The 18,180-nt window shown below is 62.7% G+C and carries 14 protein-coding genes; 9 read left to right on the top strand and 5 right to left on the bottom strand.

The genetic code is table 11. The features are described from left to right. Window positions 1–1,098, top strand: a complete 1,098-nt coding sequence (locus ACSQ8R_RS15645; RefSeq protein ID WP_436254223.1) for a glycoside hydrolase family 5 protein — start codon at window positions 1–3, stop codon at window positions 1,096–1,098. Between the two features lie 6 nt (window positions 1,099–1,104). Here the strand turns inward: ACSQ8R_RS15645 and ACSQ8R_RS15640 are convergent, their stop codons facing one another. From ACSQ8R_RS15640 to ACSQ8R_RS15625, 4 genes are all read right to left on the bottom strand, one after another. Further along, entirely contained in the window at window positions 1,105–2,517 is a 1,413-nt protein-coding gene (locus tag ACSQ8R_RS15640) for a GumC family protein (RefSeq protein ID WP_436254222.1), read from the bottom strand. Between the two features lie 331 nt (window positions 2,518–2,848). Continuing rightward, window positions 2,849–4,813, bottom strand: a complete 1,965-nt coding sequence (gene asnB, locus ACSQ8R_RS15635; RefSeq protein ID WP_436254221.1) for an asparagine synthase (glutamine-hydrolyzing) — start codon at window positions 4,811–4,813, stop codon at window positions 2,849–2,851. A 104-nt stretch (window positions 4,814–4,917) separates the two neighbouring features. Continuing rightward, on the bottom strand, window positions 4,918–6,291 hold the full coding sequence (locus ACSQ8R_RS15630; RefSeq protein WP_436254220.1) for an FAD-containing oxidoreductase: 1,374 nt from the start codon (window positions 6,289–6,291) through the stop codon (window positions 4,918–4,920). After that, window positions 6,288–6,764, bottom strand: a complete 477-nt coding sequence (locus ACSQ8R_RS15625; protein ID WP_436254219.1) for a DUF4126 family protein — start codon at window positions 6,762–6,764, stop codon at window positions 6,288–6,290. The genes ACSQ8R_RS15630 and ACSQ8R_RS15625 overlap by 4 nt, the downstream gene beginning before the upstream one ends. Before the next feature lie 282 nt (window positions 6,765–7,046). Between ACSQ8R_RS15625 and ACSQ8R_RS15620 the strand changes: the two genes are divergently transcribed. From ACSQ8R_RS15620 to ACSQ8R_RS15600, 5 genes are all read left to right on the top strand, one after another. Next, window positions 7,047–8,873, top strand: a complete 1,827-nt coding sequence (locus ACSQ8R_RS15620; RefSeq protein WP_436254218.1) for a sensor histidine kinase — start codon at window positions 7,047–7,049, stop codon at window positions 8,871–8,873. Then, entirely contained in the window at window positions 8,870–10,240 is a 1,371-nt protein-coding gene (locus ACSQ8R_RS15615; protein ID WP_436254217.1) for a sigma-54-dependent transcriptional regulator, read from the top strand. Before ACSQ8R_RS15620 ends, ACSQ8R_RS15615 begins: the two co-directional genes overlap by 4 nt. A gap of 208 nt (window positions 10,241–10,448) precedes the next feature. Continuing rightward, window positions 10,449–11,432, top strand: a complete 984-nt coding sequence (locus ACSQ8R_RS15610; RefSeq protein ID WP_436254216.1) for a tripartite tricarboxylate transporter substrate-binding protein — start codon at window positions 10,449–10,451, stop codon at window positions 11,430–11,432. 195 nt (window positions 11,433–11,627) lie between these two features. Then, window positions 11,628–12,089: a tripartite tricarboxylate transporter TctB family protein gene (locus ACSQ8R_RS15605; protein WP_436254215.1), complete on the top strand. Its 462-nt coding sequence runs from the start codon at window positions 11,628–11,630 to the stop codon at window positions 12,087–12,089. A 10-nt stretch (window positions 12,090–12,099) separates the two neighbouring features. Next, window positions 12,100–13,605 carry a tripartite tricarboxylate transporter permease gene (locus ACSQ8R_RS15600; protein WP_436254214.1) on the top strand — a complete coding sequence of 502 codons (1,506 nt, stop codon included), beginning with the start codon at window positions 12,100–12,102 and terminating at the stop codon, window positions 13,603–13,605. Window positions 13,606–13,696: 91 nt separating this feature from the next. Here ACSQ8R_RS15600 and ACSQ8R_RS15595 read toward each other — a convergent pair whose 3' ends face one another. Continuing rightward, window positions 13,697–14,749 (bottom strand): LacI family transcriptional regulator, encoded by a 1,053-nt coding sequence (locus ACSQ8R_RS15595; RefSeq protein WP_436254213.1) that lies wholly within the window; start codon window positions 14,747–14,749, stop codon window positions 13,697–13,699. A 266-nt stretch (window positions 14,750–15,015) separates the two neighbouring features. Here ACSQ8R_RS15595 and ACSQ8R_RS15590 point away from each other — a divergent pair, with 266 nt between their 5' ends. The 3 genes from ACSQ8R_RS15590 (at window position 15,016) to ACSQ8R_RS15580 (ending at window position 18,180) form a co-directional block, all read left to right on the top strand. Further along, entirely contained in the window at window positions 15,016–16,266 is a 1,251-nt protein-coding gene (locus ACSQ8R_RS15590; RefSeq protein ID WP_436255490.1) for an ABC transporter substrate-binding protein, read from the top strand. Between the two features lie 106 nt (window positions 16,267–16,372). Beyond that, window positions 16,373–17,302 (top strand): carbohydrate ABC transporter permease, encoded by a 930-nt coding sequence (locus ACSQ8R_RS15585; RefSeq protein WP_436254212.1) that lies wholly within the window; start codon window positions 16,373–16,375, stop codon window positions 17,300–17,302. Beyond that, window positions 17,299–18,180: a carbohydrate ABC transporter permease gene (locus tag ACSQ8R_RS15580; protein WP_436254211.1), complete on the top strand. Its 882-nt coding sequence runs from the start codon at window positions 17,299–17,301 to the stop codon at window positions 18,178–18,180. Before ACSQ8R_RS15585 ends, ACSQ8R_RS15580 begins: the two co-directional genes overlap by 4 nt.

Genomic DNA, 18,180 nt, shown 5'->3' with positions numbered 1-18,180 from the left:
ATGCTGGGAATATTTTGTCGGCTTATCGGATATCTCATGCTGATGGCACTGGGGATTGCCGGTGCGCAGGCGCAGGACTTCGTGCTGAAGCCGTTTTCTGAAAGCCGCGCGCCTGACATCGCCGGGTTGACGGCGGCCGAGCAGAGCAAGGCGTTGGGGCGAGGTGTCAATTTCGGCGGAACGCTGGAGGCGCCGAGCGAGGGCGCCTGGGGAGGAAAGCTTTCCACGGAGCTGTTTACGGCGGTCAGGCAAGGTGGGTTCCAGACCATCCGCCTGCCGGTCCGATTCAGCAGTCATGCGGCAGTCTCGGCGCCCTACAAGCTCGATGAGGCTTTCATGAAGCGCGTCGATTTTGCGATCAACAACGCGCTGTCACGCGGGCTCAACATCATCGTCGATTTTCACCACTACCACGAGATGGATGGCGACCCGCTGGAGGCCGAGGAGGTCGGGATCGGCGTCGAGAAGAGCCGCGAGCGTTTCCTGGCAATCTGGGAACAGCTCGCTCAGCGATACCAGAGCCTTCCCAATGACAAAGTGCTGTTCGAGATCTACAACGAACCGCACGGCAAGACGGAAGAAGTCTGGAACGAATTGCTCGCCAAGGCGCTTGCGGTGATCCGCAAGACAAATCCCCACCGTTTCCTGATCGTCGATGCGGCGAACTGGGCCACAGCCTGGGGGCTCGAGAAATTGGCGATCCCGGCCGCCGACCGCCGGCTGATCGTCACCATCCACAATTACGCACCCTTCAAGTTCACGATGCAGGGCGCCAGCTGGATCGAAGGATCGAAACCCTGGCTCGGAACGTCCTGTTGTGACAAGACGCAGATCGAGGAGATCAGGACGCCGCTCGATATGGCCGTCGAATGGGGAGCCAAGAACGACAGGCCGATCTATGTCGGGGAATTCGGCTCCAACTCGCTTGCCTATTACCCCGACCGGGTGGCCTATACCCGGATCATGCGGGAAGAAATCGAGAAACGCGGGATGAGCTGGGCCTATTGGGATTTCGCGTCCCACGAATTCGGTCCCTGGGACCCGACCACCAAGTCATGGCTGCCGGAATTGCATGAGGCGCTGGTTCCGAAAAAATAGGAAGGTTCAGGCGAACTCGCGGCCCGCTTCGCGCATATGGCCGAACAGGCCGAGGGTGAGCGCCATCAGCACGCCGAAGATCGCGCCGGCAAAGGCGCCGCCGATCATCAGCAGTATCGAGCTCGGCGGCCAGCTCTTGGATTGCGGCGGCACCGGCGGCGAGATCACCCGGACATTGCTGGTATCGATCTGCTGGCGTTCGCTGATCTGGTGCGTCCGCGACAGATAGGTTTCGTAAACGGCTGCCTTGGAACGGGCATCCCGCTCCAGTTCGCGCAGGCGCACCTGGGCGTCGTTTTCGGTAAATACGGTCGAGCGCGAGGCATCGGACTTGCGGCGCAGTTCCTGAAGCGCGCTGTTTGCCTGATCGACGTCGGTCTTGGCGGATTGGAGAAGGCGGGCGGCTTCCTCGGAGATCGCCCGGTCGACGGAGGCCAGCTCCGACTGCAGGGCGACCAGCCGCGGATGCCGGTTGCCATAGACCAGCGTCATCGAACTGATCTGCTGCTGCAGGGCGCTATAGCTGGCGCGCAGGGTGACCATGGTGGCGGAATCGAACACGGCCGAATTCGCAACCCGCCTGTCGGCATAGGCCGCCTGAAGCTGCTTGTAGCGGGTATCGGCCTGGATCAGCCGCTGCTGGGCGTCGAGGACCTGGGTGTCGAGCGCACCGGAAATGCGGGTGCTGGTCAACTCGCCGGCAGTCGACTGCAGGTCGTTCTGTCGCTTGAACTGTTCGACCTTTTCCTCGGCTTCGGTCACCGAGCGGCGCAGTTCGTCGAGCCGGCTGTTGAGGCCGATCGCAAGCTGGCCGGCGCTATCCGACGATGACTTGAACAATTCCCCTTCAAAGGCCGAGACGATCGCGTTCGACAGCTTGATCGACTTGTCGACGTCTCCGGTCCACACGGACAGGACGACGACGAACGAGCCGTCGTTGCGCGTTGCGGTTATCTGCTTTTCGAGCTGGCGCAGGACGCTCAACTGCTTGTCTTCTGTTGCCGGAGGCGAGGAGATGAGGCGACGCAGCGCGTCCAGCCTTCCCGGGCGGTTGAATTCAGGGTCCTGCGTCAGGTTGAGATCGTTGATGACCTTGTTCAGCACGTTGCGCGACGTCAGGACCCGCAGCTTGCTCTCGACTTCCAGAAGCTGGGAATCGCGCTGCGGATTGGCGGAGAAGACGTCGTCGGAAACGAGGTTCAGGTTGGACGGATCGATGATGAGCTCGGTGCTGACCGTATAGCGCGGCGAGGCGATGGCGGCATAAAGCAGTGCGAGCACGGCGCCGAGGATCGCGGCGGCGATGATCCGCAGAAAGCCCTTGCGCAGCCAGCGGATGATATCGGTGAAATGGATATCCGTCAGGCTGTGAAGCTGTGCCTCGATCCGTTTTTCAAACGGAATGTCCTCATATCGCATCCGGTCGTCATCTTCCCGTTCATAGGCGGGCGGGCGACGATCATAGTCCGAACGGGGTGGATAGTCAGGTGCCGAAGAGGGATGGGGCCGAGCGCGTGCCGGAGGCCGTTCTTCGGGCTCGTCTTCTTCAAGGGTAGGGTGGTTCAGGAGGGAACCCTGGTAATCGCTGCGAGAGCGCGACGCCCGGGCCGATGCCGACCGCCGAGTATGTGGCTCCTTCGGCTCGTACATGGACTACCTCCGCCCTTCCGCCACAGCGAAAGAACCTACAATTGGACACACTCTGGCGATCATGACGAATTGACGTGAATTTTAGGTTAATTGAAGATTTTCAAAGGCTAATAGAGGTGTTGCGAATGGCAGGTGAATGATCTGCGGCCGACTTGGAAAAACCCTTGAGCCAGAGCTGGGTGGACAATATCCCGACGAAGGCCGCGTTGTCGCGGAAGCCGGAAACGGGGGTCGTGCGGCATTTCTGATGGAGTTTGGCGACGGCCCGGGGGTGGAAGAGGCCGGACGCGGCGATTGCCCGTTCGCCCAGCATCTCGCCCACATAGGCCTGCTCGCTATTGCCGGCGAAGGAACGGCTGTCCGGTGCGCGATAGGGCTGTTTCGGGCGTTTGGCGATGATGTCGGGAAGCACGTCCTTGGCGACCCGACGCAGGATGTGTTTCTCGTCGAGGCCCTTGAGTTTCATGCCGGGCGTCAGGCGGCTGGCGAATTCCACCAACCGGTGGTCGAGGAAGGGGAAACGGCCTTCGATTCCATGCGCCATGGCCATGCGGTCGCCCTGGCTCGACAGGATGTAGCCGGGCAGCAGGAAGCGGCTTTCGAGATATTGCGCCTGGTGCAGCGGATGCCAGCGTCCGAAATTTGCCGGCAGGCGCGAGGCGAGTTCCTCGGCGGCGTCGTAACTGCCGAGCGTGGCGCGCAGATCGTCGGAGTAGAAGATCTTGGCCGCCGCCGTCGAGCGGAAGCGCGGACGATGGGAGAAGAGCGGATCATCGGCCACATCGCTACCGGCGCCGAAGAAGGCGGCGAGATATTCGGCCGACTGCTGCTTCAGCCCCGGCAGATAGGGGTAGAGCTTGCGGAAAAGATGCGGCCGCATCTTCGATCCCGGCTGGCGGGCGCAGAACCGGCGCACGCGGGCCTCGCGAAAGATGTCGTAGCCGGCGAATACCTCGTCGGCGCCTTCACCGGTCAGCACGACCTTCATGCCGGCATCGCGGACAAGGCCGGAGAGCCGGTAGAGCGGGGCAGGGGCGGTGCGCAGGACCGGCCGTTCGGTGAAGCGGATCACATCCGGAAAGCTCGCGGCGATATCGGCCGAACCGCTCGCGACGGCGCGGTGATGGGTGCCAAGCGCTTCCGCCACCTGGCGCTGAAAGGCGCTTTCGTCGTGTTCGGCATCGTCGAAGGTCACCGAGAAGGTGTTGAGGCCGTTCGGCGCCATCGGGGCGGCGATTGCTGATATCAGCGAGGAGTCGAGCCCGCCGGAGAGATAGGCGCCGACCGGCACGTCGGCGCGCATGCGCAGCCGCGTCGCGTCGGTCAGCAGCGCCCGCAATTCTTCTTCCCGGGCGGACTGGTCGGCCTCGGCATGATCGCCAGCATCCGGGAAATCGAGCGCCCAATAGGGCCGGGTTTTGGTCCGGCGGTTCTGGGCGATCATCAGATGGCCTGGTTCGAGCTCGAAAATGCCCTTGAAAGCGGTGCGCGGCGGGATCGGCGCCCAGAGGGTAAAAATCTGGTCGAGCGCGACCGGATCAAGTTCGGCCTCGATGCCTGGCACCTGGAGCAGCGCCTTGATCTCCGAGGCGAAATAGAGCGTGCCTTTATGCTCGGTATAAAACAGCGGCCTGACCCCCATCCGGTCGCGCGCGAGCATCAGCCGGCGCTCGCGGTGATCCCAGATCGCGAAGGCATAGTCGCCATTGAGGCGCGAAAGGCAGGCCTCGCCATAGGTGGCGTAGAGCTGCAGCAGGACTTCCGTATCGCTGCCGGTGCGAAAGGTGATGCCGCGTGCCTTCAGTTCGTCGCGCAGTTCGACATAGTTGAAGATCTCGCCGTTGAAGACGATGGTGAAGCGGTTTTCGGCATCCGTCATCGGCTGCTGGCCGTCGGAAAGCCCGACGATCGACAGCCGCACATGCGCAAGACCTATGCCGGGAGCGGCGAGCACGCCTTGTCCGTCCGGTCCGCGATGGGCGATCGCGTCTGCCATGGACGACAGCAAGGCTTCCGGATTGCCGGAACCGTATGCCTCACCGACGAAGCCTGCAAAACCGCACATCTGTTTCCATCATGAACAGGGACAATTGCCCCCGTTCATAGATGGAAATGCTTGCCGGCCACTTCAGGTGATCGATAAAATTTTAATCGTGTCCCAAATGGGTTTCAGACAGGCTTCATGCCGAGGACGACCGTCGGCCAGAATTCCGAGACAGTCGGATGGATCGGCACCGCCCAGCGCAGCGTGTCGTAGGTGGCGCCGGCATTCATCATGTCGAGCACGCCGTGGATCGATTCATCGCCGCCGGTACCGAGGATGGCGGCGCCGAGGATCTCGTGGGTATCCGCGTCGGCCACGAACTTCATCAGGCCCTGCGTTTCGCCCTTTTCGACCGCGCGGCCGACCCTTGCCATCTCCTGCCGGCCGACCAGAACCTTGCGGCCGGACTTTTTGGCCTCCGCCTCGGTCATGCCGATGCGGCCGAGCGGCGGGTCGATATAAAGCGCGTAGCCCACCTTTCGCTCGGAGACCTTGCGGTTCTCGCCGTCGAAGAGGTTGGCGGCGATGATCTCGAAGTCGTTATAGGCGGTGTGGGTGAAGGCGCCGCGGCCGTTGCAGTCGCCCATCGCCCAGATGCCGGCGACATTGGTCGAGAGGTCGTCGCCGACCTTGATATAGCCACGCGCGTCCAGCTCGACGCCGGCCTTGTCGAGGCCGAGGTCGTCGGTGTTCGGGCGGCGGCCGACCGCCAGCAGCACGTCGGAGCCGATCACTTCCGGCGCGCCATCCGTGCAGTCGACGCCGACGGCGACGCCGTCCTCATGCTTTCGGAAACGGATGCATTCGGCGCCGGTGCGGACATGAATGCCTTCGGCTTCGAGGATTTCGCGGATCGCCTGCGAAATCTCTTCGTCCTCGCGGCCGACGAGCCGCGGGCCTTTTTCGACGACGGTGACCTCAGCGCCGAAGCGGCGGTAGATCTGCGCGAATTCCAGCCCGATATAGCTGCCGCCGACGATGACCAGATGTTTCGGTACCCGGTCCAGCATGACGATGTCGCTATTGGTCATGTAGGGCACGTCACTGATGCCGGGGAAATCCGGGATCGCGGCACGGCCGCCGACATTGAGGAAGATCTGCGGCGCGGTCAGAAGTTCGTCGCCGACGCGGATCGTGTTTTTGTCTTCGAACCGGGCGTGGCCGCGGATCAGCGTGCAGTTCGGCATGCCCTCGAGCCAGCTTTCGTTGCCATGGCGCGAGTCGAGCGTCACCTTGTGGGAACGCCGCAAGACCGTCGGCATATCGATCTTCACCGGGCTGTCGAGCACCACGCCGTAATCACCGCCTCGGCGGGCGAGATGGGCGGCATAGGCGCTGGCGACCAGCGTCTTGGTCGGCTTGCAGCCGGTATTGACGCAGGTGCCGCCGACATGTTTGCGCTCGATGATCGCAACTTTCTTGCCGGCGTCGTTGAAGCGCCCGGCGAGTGAGGGACCGGCCTGGCCGGCCCCGATGATGATCGCGTCGAAGGTTTTCATACGGCGGCCGCGACAGGCAGGGACGCGACGATGAGGTAGGCCGCGACGATGGCGACGGCGTCCTCGATGAAGGCGGCCGGCGGATCCTTGCCGAAGCTGGCGGCCAGCTTGGCGCGAACGGCGGCACCGCCATAGGTGCCGATTGCGGCACCGATGATGCCGGCGATCAGGCCAACGATCCAGCCGCCATAGGGCGTGCCGATCGCCGCACCCGTGAGCGCACCCATGATCAGGCGGGCGCCGAACTGCTGCGGCACCTTGCGGCTCGGCGTCGAGGGAAGCTGATCGGTGACCAGCTCGACGACGGCAAGGATGGTGAAGATACCGACGGCCCAGATCGTGCCCATGAAGGAGAGCCAGGAACCGGAGAGATTGAGCCAGCCGAGATAGGCGGCCCAGGCGATTGCGGCGGGTGCGGTCATGGCGCGAAGGCCGGCGACGACACCGATCAGAAGTGCGAGTATATAGACCATTAAAAACCCCTTGCGCCGCCTTGCGGCTTTCCCCATTAGCGCCTGTGATCGAAGCACGATCGGTCGTGAAGTCAAGCAGTCGGTGGAAATTATTACGGGAATACGAGGAATGCTTGTGCGATCCGATCACGCGCTCTGGCCGCTTCCAACAGCCGTAGCAGCCAGCGACCACCATGCCGGCTGCATGCGGTAAGGATTTTATGGAAATCAGCGGTGCAGCGGTTAGAATACCGTTTTCCCGTCAACCCAGGCAGGAAAAATGAGCGGAGGAACCCGGGCCTGTTGAGATATCGTATTCTTCTGCCTCTGGCCCTGCTTGCGGCGATCGGTCTGGCGCTGATCCTCAAGGGCGGCGATATCCTCGCGCGCGGCTATATCGAGGAGGCCGAAGTCCAGGCGGGCACCACGTTGCGCCTGGCGGTGTCGGCGCTCGACGGCCATCTGAAGCGGTACGAGGCGCTGCCAGCTCTGATCGCCGATCAGCAGAATATCGAGGCGGTGATCCTCGATCCGAAGAACGAGACGCTGCGGGCGACGACGAATGCCTATCTCAAGGAGATCAACGCGCTTCTGAAATCCTCCGACATCTATGTGATGACCATGGATGGCGAGACGATAGCCGCGAGCAATTATGACAGCCCGGTCAGCTTTGTCGGCGAGAATTTCACCTATCGGCCCTATTTCCAGGATGCGGCAGAGGGCCGCCAGTCGCGATTTTATGCACTCGGCACCACGTCTTTGAAGCGCGGCTACTATTTCGGCTCGCCGATCGAGATCGGCGGCGCCATCCGCGGCGTGATCGTCTTCAAGGTGGATATCGACAGCCTCGAAGCCTCCTGGGGTGGCGGCGACGACCGGATCTTCGTATCGGATCCCGAAGGCATCATCTTCATGACCGGCAGCCCGGAATGGCTTTACGCGAGCATACTGCCGCTGACGCCCGACCGGATTGCCCGCACCGAGGCGTCGCGGCGGTATGCGGACGCCAGGCTCCGGGAACTGCCGGTCAAGCGCGGCAGCTTCGCAGGGCGCAATGTCATGACCATCCGGGATGGCGGGATCGAGAAGGAATATCTCGTCGTATCGCAACCGATGCCGGATGCCGGCTGGACGGTCAACGTGCTGATGGATACGAGTTCGGTGCATACCCAGGCGAAGACCGCGGCGGTTGCGGCACTTTTGACGCTCTGCCTTGCAGGCCTGGGGCTCGCCATCGTCCTTCAACGCCGCGCGCGGCTCAACGAACGCCTGATGCTGCAGGCCGAGGCCCGCAACGAGCTCGAGCACCGCGTCGCCGAGCGCACCGCCGATCTCGCCCGTGTCAACAGCCGCATCGAGGAGGAGATCGCCGAACGGCGGCTCACCGAACAGCGGCTGCGCCAGACCCAGGCCGACCTCATCCAGGCCGGCAAGCTTGCCGGGCTCGGCCAGATGTCGGCGGCCCTGTCGCACGAACTCAACCAGCCGCTTGCCGCTGCCAAGACCTATGCGGAAACGACCGGCGTGTTGATCGATCTTGGCCGGACCGAAGACGCGCGGGACAATGTCCGGCGCATTTCGGCACTCATCGACCGCATGGCCTCGATCAGCAGGCACCTGCGCAACTTCGCCCGCAAGCCGAACGAGAAGCTCGGCGCCGTCGCCCTAGATGACGTGGTGCGCGACACGCTGGAAATCGTCGCCGCGCGCCTGAGCACGGCGGATGCGGAACTCGAGATCGAGATCGACCCAGCCATTCCCGCGGTCAAGGCAGGCGCGGTGCGCCTCCAGCAGGTTCTGGTGAATATCATCACCAACGCGGCCGATGCGGTCGAAGGCCTCGACGACCGGCGCATCACCGTCTCCGCCAGCCAGACGGACGGCAAGGTCCTGGTGTCGGTGCGCGACCGCGGGCCGGGCGTCGCGGCGGCCATTCGCGAGCGCATCTTCGATCCGTTCTTCACGACGAAAGGCGTCGGCAAGGGCCTGGGGCTCGGTCTGTCGATCTCCTACAACATCATCAAGGATTTCGGCGGCAGCCTTTCCGTCGCGGATCATCCGGAAGGCGGCGCGGTCTTCCTGATCGAACTCGACGTTGCCGACGGCAATGTTCTGGAGGCAGCCGAGTGAGCGAGCAAAGGGTTCTGCTGGTCGACGACGAGGAGGAGCTGCGCCGCTCGACGGCGCAGGCGCTGGAACTCTTCGGCCTGTCGGTCCAGACCTTTTCGAATGCCGACCATGTGCTGGAACTGACGGGCTTCGGCTTCGACGGCGTCGTCGTCAGCGATATCCGCATGCCGGGCACCGACGGGATGACGCTGCTCCAGAAGATCCGCGAGCTCGATGCGGAAATCCCGGTCATCCTGGTCACCGGCCATGGCGACGTTCAGCTTGCGGTGAAGGCCATGCGGGAAGGTGCCTACGATTTCCTCGAAAAGCCGTTCACACCGCAGCATCTCGCCGGCATTATCCGGCGGGCGCTCGACCGGCGCAGCCTGGTGCTGGAAAACCGTCGCCTCAGGGCGGTTGCCGGCAAGCGTGACGATGTCGAAGCCCGGCTGCCTGGCCGCACCCAGGTCATGGTCGATCTGCGCTACCGGATCCGCGCCATCGGCGCCACGGACGCCGATACGCTGATCATCGGCGAAACGGGCGCTGGCAAGGAAGTGGTGGCGCGGGCCCTTCACGACATCAGTTCTCGCGCCAACCGGCCGTTCATCGCCATTAATTGTGCGGCCCTCCCCGACAATCTGATCGAAAGCGAGCTTTTCGGCCATGAGGCCGGCGCCTTTCCAGGAGCGCTCAGGCCGCGCTACGGCAAGTTTGAACACGGCCGCGGCGGGACGATCCTGCTTGACGAGATCGGTTCGATGCCGGTCGACCTGCAGGCGAAATTCCTGCGCGTGCTTCAGGAACGGGTCATCACCCGGCTCGGCTCCAACGAGACCGTGCCGCTCGACGTGCGTTTCATCGCCACCAGCAAGGTGGATCTCGAAGCGGAGGTGGCGGCCGGGCGGTTCCGCGCCGACCTCTTCTATCGGCTCAACGTCGCGACCATCCATGTGCCGTCGCTGGCGCAGCGGCGGGCGGATATTCCGCTTCTGTTTCTCCAGCTGGTGCGGGAGGCGGCAGCACGTTACGGCCGCGAGGACCTGGATGTGCCGGCCGACGTGATTTCGGCTATTGCCCAGCGTGACTGGCCGGGCAATGTCCGGGAACTCCGCAACGCCGCCGACCGGCTGGTGCTCGGGCTCGATCCGAAGCCCGGCGAAACCGGGGGCGCAAAGGATGGGGCAGGGCGGCTCGCCGACAAGGTGGCAGCCTTCGAGCGCAACCTGATCGCGGGCGAGATCGCCGCGCATGGCGGCGCGTTGAGGCCGGTTTACGAATCCCTCGGCATCTCCCGCAAGACACTGTACGAAAAGATGCAGAAATACGGGCTCGACAAGAAATTGCTCGGTCCGGAGCACATGCTGCAGGATGACAGAGACGGTTGATAAAGCCGGCATGTGTGGATTTCCACCCATGCTTTCTGCGTATTGTTCCCGAATCCACCCATGCTGCGCCGCGGTACTTGCGAAAATGCTGTTTCAAGGCCCCAGCAACAATTGCCTGTGACCTGTAGCTTGCCGCAAATGGTCCTCAGGTTGGCGCGGAGGAAATTTGTGCGCCGGCTGTGCCACATTTCATCCTGGAGGAGCCCCGATGAAAATCCTGAACGCCGTTCTCGGCGCAACCGCTCTTGCGGCGCTTTCCCTTTTCTCCGCTTCCGCCAACGCCGCCGGTTATCCCGAGCGCCAGATCACCATGATCGTGCCGTTTGCGGCCGGCGGCCCGACCGATACGGTCGCGCGTCTCGTCGCCGAATCGATGTCGAAGGATCTTGGCCAGCAGGTCATCGTCGAAAACGTCGGCGGCGCCGGCGGAACGCTCGGTGCGGCTCGTGTCGCGAACGCCGAAGCGGACGGTTACACCGTTCTCCTGCATCATATCGGCATGGCGACCAGCGCCTCGCTGTACCGCAAGCTGCCCTATGACACGCTCAACGCCTTCGACTATGTCGGCCTTGTCACCGAGGTTCCGATGACGCTTCTCGCCCGCAAGGACATGCCGGCGACCGACCTCAAGGGTCTCATCGAATACGCCAAGGCCAACAAGGACAAGGTGACCGTCGCCAATGCCGGCATCGGCGCAGCCTCGCATCTGTGCGGCATGCTGTTCATGAGCGCGATCCAGACCTCGCTCGTCACCGTTCCCTACAAGGGCACCGGCCCGGCGATGACCGATCTGCTCGGCGGCCAGGTCGATATCATGTGCGACCAGACCACCAACACCACGAAGCAGATCCAGGGCGGCACGGTCAAGGCCTACGCGGTCACCTCGCCGGCACGCCTCAACGTCCTGAAGGACATCCCGACCGTCAAGGAAGCGGGCCTGCCGCAGATGGAAGTCGGTATCTGGCACGGTGTCTACACCCCGAAGGGCGCCCCGAAGGACGCGATCGACAAGCTCAACAAGGCGCTCAAGGTTGCCCTTAAGGACAAGAACGTCGCCGCCCGCTTCGCCGAACTCGGCACGGATCCCTCGCCGGACGGCGACGTCACTCCGGCTGCCCTGAAGGCCAAGCTCGAGAGCGAAATCGCCCGCTGGAAGCCGGTCATCCAGGCCGCCGGCCAGTACGCTGACTAAGGGCTCCGCCAGCGGCCGGCCCTTTTCCGGCGGTCGCAACCTTCTCCCTGTTTTGACGGGGAGAAGGGATATGCCGCACCGTTAAAGCCATCCTAGACGATGGATCGGGCACGCTCCCTCTCCCCGCATGGGGGGGAGGGTTAGGGCGGAGGGCAAATCCCTTGCCCGTGCCTCCTCCAGCCCATCGGAGACACCATGAATTCCCTGAAATTCGATACCGTCAACCTGATCTGCGGGCTGCTGCTGATCGCCACAGGCCTGTTCTTCGCCTACCAGTCGTTCGAACTCGAACTCGGTACGGCGCTGCGCATGGGGCCAGGTTATTTCCCGTTCATTCTCGCCTGCGCGCTGATCCTGTTCGGCGCGATCATCCTCGTACAGTCGATGCGGTTGGAAGGGACGCCGGTCGGAGCGCTCGCCTGGCGCGGCATGTTCTTCATCCTGCCGGCGCCGATCTTCTTCGGGCTCACCGTGCGCGGGCTCGGCTTCGTTCCGGCAATCTTCATCACCGCTCTGATCGCCGCTTTCGCCTCCAGCCGGATGAAACCGCTGCCCGCGCTCGTGCTGTCGGCAGTGCTGACGGTCTTCTCGGTCGCGGTCTTCAGCTATGGCCTCGGCCTTCCGTTCCGCCGTTTCGGGCCCTGGCTCGGTTATTGAGGTTTGAGTAATGGATCTTTTCAATAATCTCGCGCTTGGTTTCGCGACGGCGACGTCCATCGAGAACCTGTTTTTCTGCCTGATCGGCGTACTGCTCGGCACCCTGATCGGCGTGCTGCCCGGCATCGGCGCCACGGCGACGATCGCCATGCTTCTGCCGATCACCTTCCAGCTCGAACCGGTCTCGTCGCTGATCATGCTCGCCGGCATCTACTACGGCGCGCAATACGGCGGTTCGACCACGGCGATCCTGATCAACATGCCGGGCGAATCCTCGTCCGCCGTCACCGCCATCGACGGCTACCAGATGGCCCGCAAGGGCAGGGCGGGAGCCGCTCTGGCGATCGCCGCGATCGGCTCGTTCTTTGCCGGCACCGTATCGACCTTCCTCGTCGCAATCTTTGCGCCGCCGCTCACCCAGATCGCGTTGCAGTTCGGCGCGGCCGAATATTTCTCGCTGATGGTGGTCGGCCTCGTCTCCTCGATCGCGCTCGCCCATGGTTCGATCGTCAAGGCGCTGGCGATGGTGGCGCTCGGCCTGCTGCTCGGGCTCGTCGGCACCGATATCTACACCGGCACGCCGCGCTTCACGCTGGGGATCCGCGAATATGCGGACGGGCTGAACTTCGTGGCGGTCGCGGTCGGCGTCTTCGGCATCGCGGAAATCCTGCGCAACCTCGAAAACGAAAAGACCCGCTCGGTGCTGATGGCCAAGGTCAGCGAGCTCATGCCGTCACGGGAGGATTTCAAGGCGATGATCGGACCGGTCCTGCGCGGCACGGCGATCGGCTCGATCCTCGGCATCCTGCCGGGCGGCGGGGCCATCCTTGCGGCGTTTGCCTCCTACACGGTCGAAAAGAAGGTCTCGAAACATCCGGAAGAATTCGGTCACGGGGCGGTCGCAGGCGTCGCAGGTCCGGAATCGGCCAATAATGCCGGTGCGCAGACCTCCTTCATCCCGCTGCTTACCCTCGGCATTCCGGCCAACCCGGTGATGGCGCTGATGATCGGTGCGATGATCATCCAGGGCATCGTTCCTGGCCCGAACGTGGCGACCGAGCAGCCGGCCCTCTTCTGGGGCATCATCGCCTCGATGTGGATCGGCAACCTGATGCTCGTCATCCTCAACCTGCCGCTCATCGGGCTGTGGGTGAAGCTGCTGACCATCCCCTACTACGTGCTGTTCCCGATCATCATGGCCTTCTGCTCGATCGGGGTCTACAGCGTCAATTCGAACGTCTACGATCTCTATGCCGTCGCCTTCTTCGGCCTCATCGGCTACGCGCTGTTGAAGCTTCGCTGCGAACCGGCGCCGCTCTTGCTCGGCTTCGTGCTCGGGCCGCTTCTGGAAGAGAATCTCAGACGGGCGATGATCCTTTCGCGCGGCGATCCGTCCACGTTCGTCCAGCGTCCCATCAGCGCGGCCCTTCTCTTCCTCGCGGCCCTAGTCCTCGTCATCGTCTTCTTGCCGAGCGTCAAGAAGAAGCGTGAGGTCGTCTTTCAGGAAGAGGATTGAGAAGCTGCGGACAGCGCCGCGCGACAGACCGCGCGGCGCTGAAACTTTTGCATGACTTTCTGTCAAATTCTGCGAAGGGCGCTCCGGGCGGTCAAACCGTCTGGAGCGCCTGCAATTCGTGGATGGGGGCGGGGCCGGCGATCCGCTTCAGCAGCAGCTTGCCCATCAACAGGCCTGCTTCCGTGAGGTCTTCGTAGATCGTCTCCACGCGGGGGCGGACCTGGTCGAACAGGCCCGACGTCTGCTTGGCCACCAGCCTTATGTCCGTGCCAAGTTCGAGCCGGTGGTCGTAGGCGGATGCCATGACCGCAAGTGCCGACACCTCGCCGCCGCAGATATATCCGTCCGGGCGCTCCGGTTCGCCCATTCGGTGGAACAGATAGTTGCGGATATCGTCCGACTTGCTGTCGAGCGTGACGCCTCTGGCGATCTCGAAGCCGATGCCCTCCTCGCGCACCGCGGTCATGAACCCGTGCCGGAGGTGATGGGCGAAGGTGAAGCGCTCCGGCGGCAGGATGATCGAGAGCTTTCTCGCACCCGCGGCAATCAGCTTTTTGGCGGCTTGATAAGCAAAGCTGTAATTGTCGTAGTCGACGTAAGGGTGAGCCGTGGCAAGCTCGGTCCGGCCGTGACAGATGAACGGAAAATTGTTCTCCATCAGCAGCTTGACGCGTTCGTCCGCCGGCTCGGTGCGGGTGAAGACAATGCCGTCGGCCATACGGTTGCGCATGATGTGGCGCACCGGATCGATTTGCGGCGTATCGGAAAAATGCGGCGTTATGACCAGATGATAGGCCGTGCCGCGCAGGGCCTCGGTCAGCCCGTTGATCATCGAGGTGGCATAACCGAGGATTTCCTCGTGCGGATCGAGGACCAGGCTGATGACATTGGTGCGACCGGTGCGCAGGCGCTGCGCTGCCCGGTCCGGCAGGTAGCCGATATCGGCTGCCACCTTGCGGACGCGCTGACGTGTTTCGAGCGCGATCTGCGGCGCATCCGCAAGCGCGTGCGACACGGTGGTGACTGCAAGGCCGGTCAGTTCGGCGATGGTTTTCAGGGTCGGCTTCGCATCGGCGCCGGATTTTCCGGTTACTCGCTCCGACTTCGCCCGCCGACCCTTCTCCCCCAGGTCTTCCAGCGACATATTCTCTTCTCCTCCACTCTTGCGCCGAAACCGGAGCAAGCCTCACCTATATCGTTGCAAATTTTGCCGGCGTTGCCAGGAATTTTTCTCGATTCCTGAGTAAAAATTCCTCATGTGCCAATTTTGCTAGTTTTTTCCTCCTGTTAAGCAAGTTTGGCAGTGGCGGAAAAAATCCTCCGGGCGGGTTGACACCGCCTGTAATTATATCGTTATAAATCGCCATATCCGGAGAGGAGCCCGGATGCAAAGGGAGATTCTCAATGAATATTCGAATGATTGCCAAACTCGCCGCCGGTGCGGCGCTTATCGCCATGACCGCCGGTGCCGCCAAGGCCGCGGAACAGGTCGAAGTCCTGCATTGGTGGACTTCGGGTGGTGAAGCCGCAGCGCTCAACGTGCTGAAGGAAAACCTCCAGAAGCAGGGCGTCGCCTGGAAGGACATGCCGGTTGCCGGTGGTGCAGGTTCCGCTGCCATGACCGCGCTGCGTGCCCGCGTCACGGCCGGCGATCCGCCGACCGCCGTCCAGCTTCTCGGTTTCGACCTGAAGGACTGGGCCGAAATGGGCGTTGCCGCAAACCTCGACGACCTCGCCAAGAAGGAAGGCTGGGACAAGGTCATCCCGGCTGCCCTGCAGAACTTCTCGAAATATGACGGCCACTGGATCGCTGCTCCGGTGAACATCCACTCCACCAACTGGCTGTGGATCAACAAGGCGGCACTCGACAAGGCCGGCGGCAAGGTTCCGACCAATATCGCCGAACTCATCACCCTGCTCGATGCCTTCAAGGGCCAGGGCCTCACCGCTCTCGCTCATGGCGGCGTTCCGTGGCAGGACGGCACGCTCTGGGAAGCCGTCGTACTTTCGACCGGCGGCCCTGACTTCTACAAGAAGGCCGTTCTCGACCTCGATCCGGCAGCGCTTTCCGGCGACACGATGAAGAAGGTCTTCGACACGATGTCGAAGCTGCGCACCTATTTCGACCCGAACTTCTCGGGCCGCGAATGGAACCTGTCGACCGCCCTCGTCATCGAAGGCAAGGCCGGCGCCCAGGAAATGGGCGATTGGTCGAAGGGCGAGTGGCTGCGCGCCAACAAGAAGCCGGGCACCGACTTCGTCTGCATCCGCTTCCCCGGCACGCAGGGCTCGGTCCTCTTCAACGCCGACCAGTTCATGATGTTCGACGTTGGCGGCGACGCTGAAAAGGCCCAGCTCAAGATGGCGTCCGCCGTCGAAGATCCGGCCTTCCAGATCGCCTTCAACACCGTCAAGGGTTCCGTTCCCGCCCGTACCGACGTCTCGAACGAAAAGTTCGACGATTGCGGCAAGAAGGGCATGGCCGACCTCACGGAGGCTTCTTCCAAGGGCACGCTGATGGGCTCGCTCGCCCATGGTTACGCCCAGCCGGCTGCCATCAAGGAAGCCATGCTGGACGTCATCACCCAGCATCTCAACGGCCAGCTCACCACCGAAGCAGCGCTGAAGCGCCTGCCGGAAGCGGTGAAGGCTGCAAAGTGATCGCCTGATCGCGCAATTCCGATATGCGAGTGGCCGGGGACAACCCCGGCCACTTTTCAAATTCCGGCTTGCCGGTATCTCTTAGTTCTGGTGTTTGCCGGAGGTCATGATGACGACAATCGAACCGGTTCCCGTGCTTGAGCCGCAAAGACAGGGCCGCTCAGTTGCGGACGGATTGCGCAACGCGCTGCCGAAGATCGTTCTGGCGCCATCGTTCGCGGTGATCCTCGTCTTCGTCTACGGCTTCATCCTCTGGACCGTCTACCTTTCCTTCACGACCTCGCGCATCCTGCCGGTCTACAAATGGGGTGGTTTCGACGCCTATTTTCGCCTCTGGTCACAGCCGAACTGGTATGTGGCGATGCAGAACCTGGCGATCTTCGGCGTGCTCTATATCGGCATCTGCATCATCCTCGGGCTCGGCATCGCCATCCTGATGGACCAGCGGATCCGCGCCGAAGGCGTGCTGCGGCCGATCTTCCTCTATCCGATGGCGCTCTCCTTCGTGGTGACCGGCACCGCCTGGAAATGGTTCCTCAACCCCGGCCTCGGGCTTGAAAACACCATGCACAATCTCGGCTGGACGAGCTTCAAGTTCGACTGGCTGGTGAACCCCAAGATGGCGATCTACACCGTCGTCATCGCCGGCGTCTGGCAGGCGTCCGGCTTCGTGATGGCGATGTTCCTCGCCGGGCTCCGCGGCATCGACGGCGAGATCATCAAGGCCGCTCAGATCGATGGCGCCTCGAATGTCTCGATCTACCGCCGGATCATCATTCCGCTGCTGCGGCCCGTGTTCCTCTCCGCCTTCATCGTGCTCGCCCATATGGCGATCAAGTCCTACGACCTGGTCATCGCGCTGACCGGCGGCGGGCCGGGCAATGCGACCGAACTGCCGTCCACCTTCATGTATTCCTACACGTTCACCCGTAACCAGATGAATGTCGGATCGGCGAGCGCCGTGATGATGCTGATGGGCATTACCGCGATCATCGTGCCCTATCTCTATTCGGAACTGCGGGAGAGAAAGCAATGAGCGCCGCCAACGAAACCGTCAGCGCCGGCGGTGCCCGTACCGCCCGCTATTTCATCTATGCTGCGCTCGTCATCCTGGCGCTGGTCTACCTTCTGCCGCTCTATGTGATGCTAAGCACCTCCCTTAAATCGCTGGACGAAATCCGTGGCGGCGACATGCTGGCACTGCCTCGTGATCCGTCGATCGCCGCCTGGGTACGCGCCTGGGGCGAGGCCTGCATTGGGGTCAGCTGCGTCGGCATCAAGGGCTATTTCTGGAACTCCATCAAGATGGTGGTTCCGGCAGTTCTGGTGTCGACCCTGCTCGGCGCGCTCAACGGTTACGTGCTGACCAAATGGCGTTTCCCGGGCCACAAGCTGGTCTTCGGCATGATGCTGTTTGCCTGCTTCATTCCGTTCCAGGCGGTGCTGATCCCGATGGCGCGGGTGCTCGGCACGTTCGGCCTGTCGAATTCCACCGCCGGCCTTGTCATCGTCCACGTGATCTACGGCCTAGGCTTCACCACGCTGTTCTTCCGCAACTACTACGAAGCCTTTCCGGATGAACTGGTGAAGGCCGCGATGATCGATGGCGCCGGGTTCTTCCGGATCTTCTGGCGCATCCTGCTGCCGAGTTCCGGACCGATCATCGTGGTGACGATCATCTACCAGTTCACCAACATCTGGAACGACTTCCTGTTCGGCGTGTCCTTTTCATCCGGCACGTCCTCGCCGATGACGGTCGCGCTCAACAACCTCGTTGCCTCCTCCACCGGCGTCAAGGAATACAATGTCGATATGGCGGCTGCGGTCTTTGCAGCGCTTCCGACGCTGTTCGTCTATGTCGTCGCCGGACGCTATTTCGTGCGTGGCCTGATGGCCGGCGCAGTCAAGGGATAA

This window comes from Neorhizobium sp. LjRoot104 (genome assembly GCF_964253725.1).
Lineage (GTDB): Bacteria > Pseudomonadota > Alphaproteobacteria > Rhizobiales > Rhizobiaceae > Neorhizobium.
This window is presented reverse-complemented; position numbering and strand designations above follow the sequence as displayed.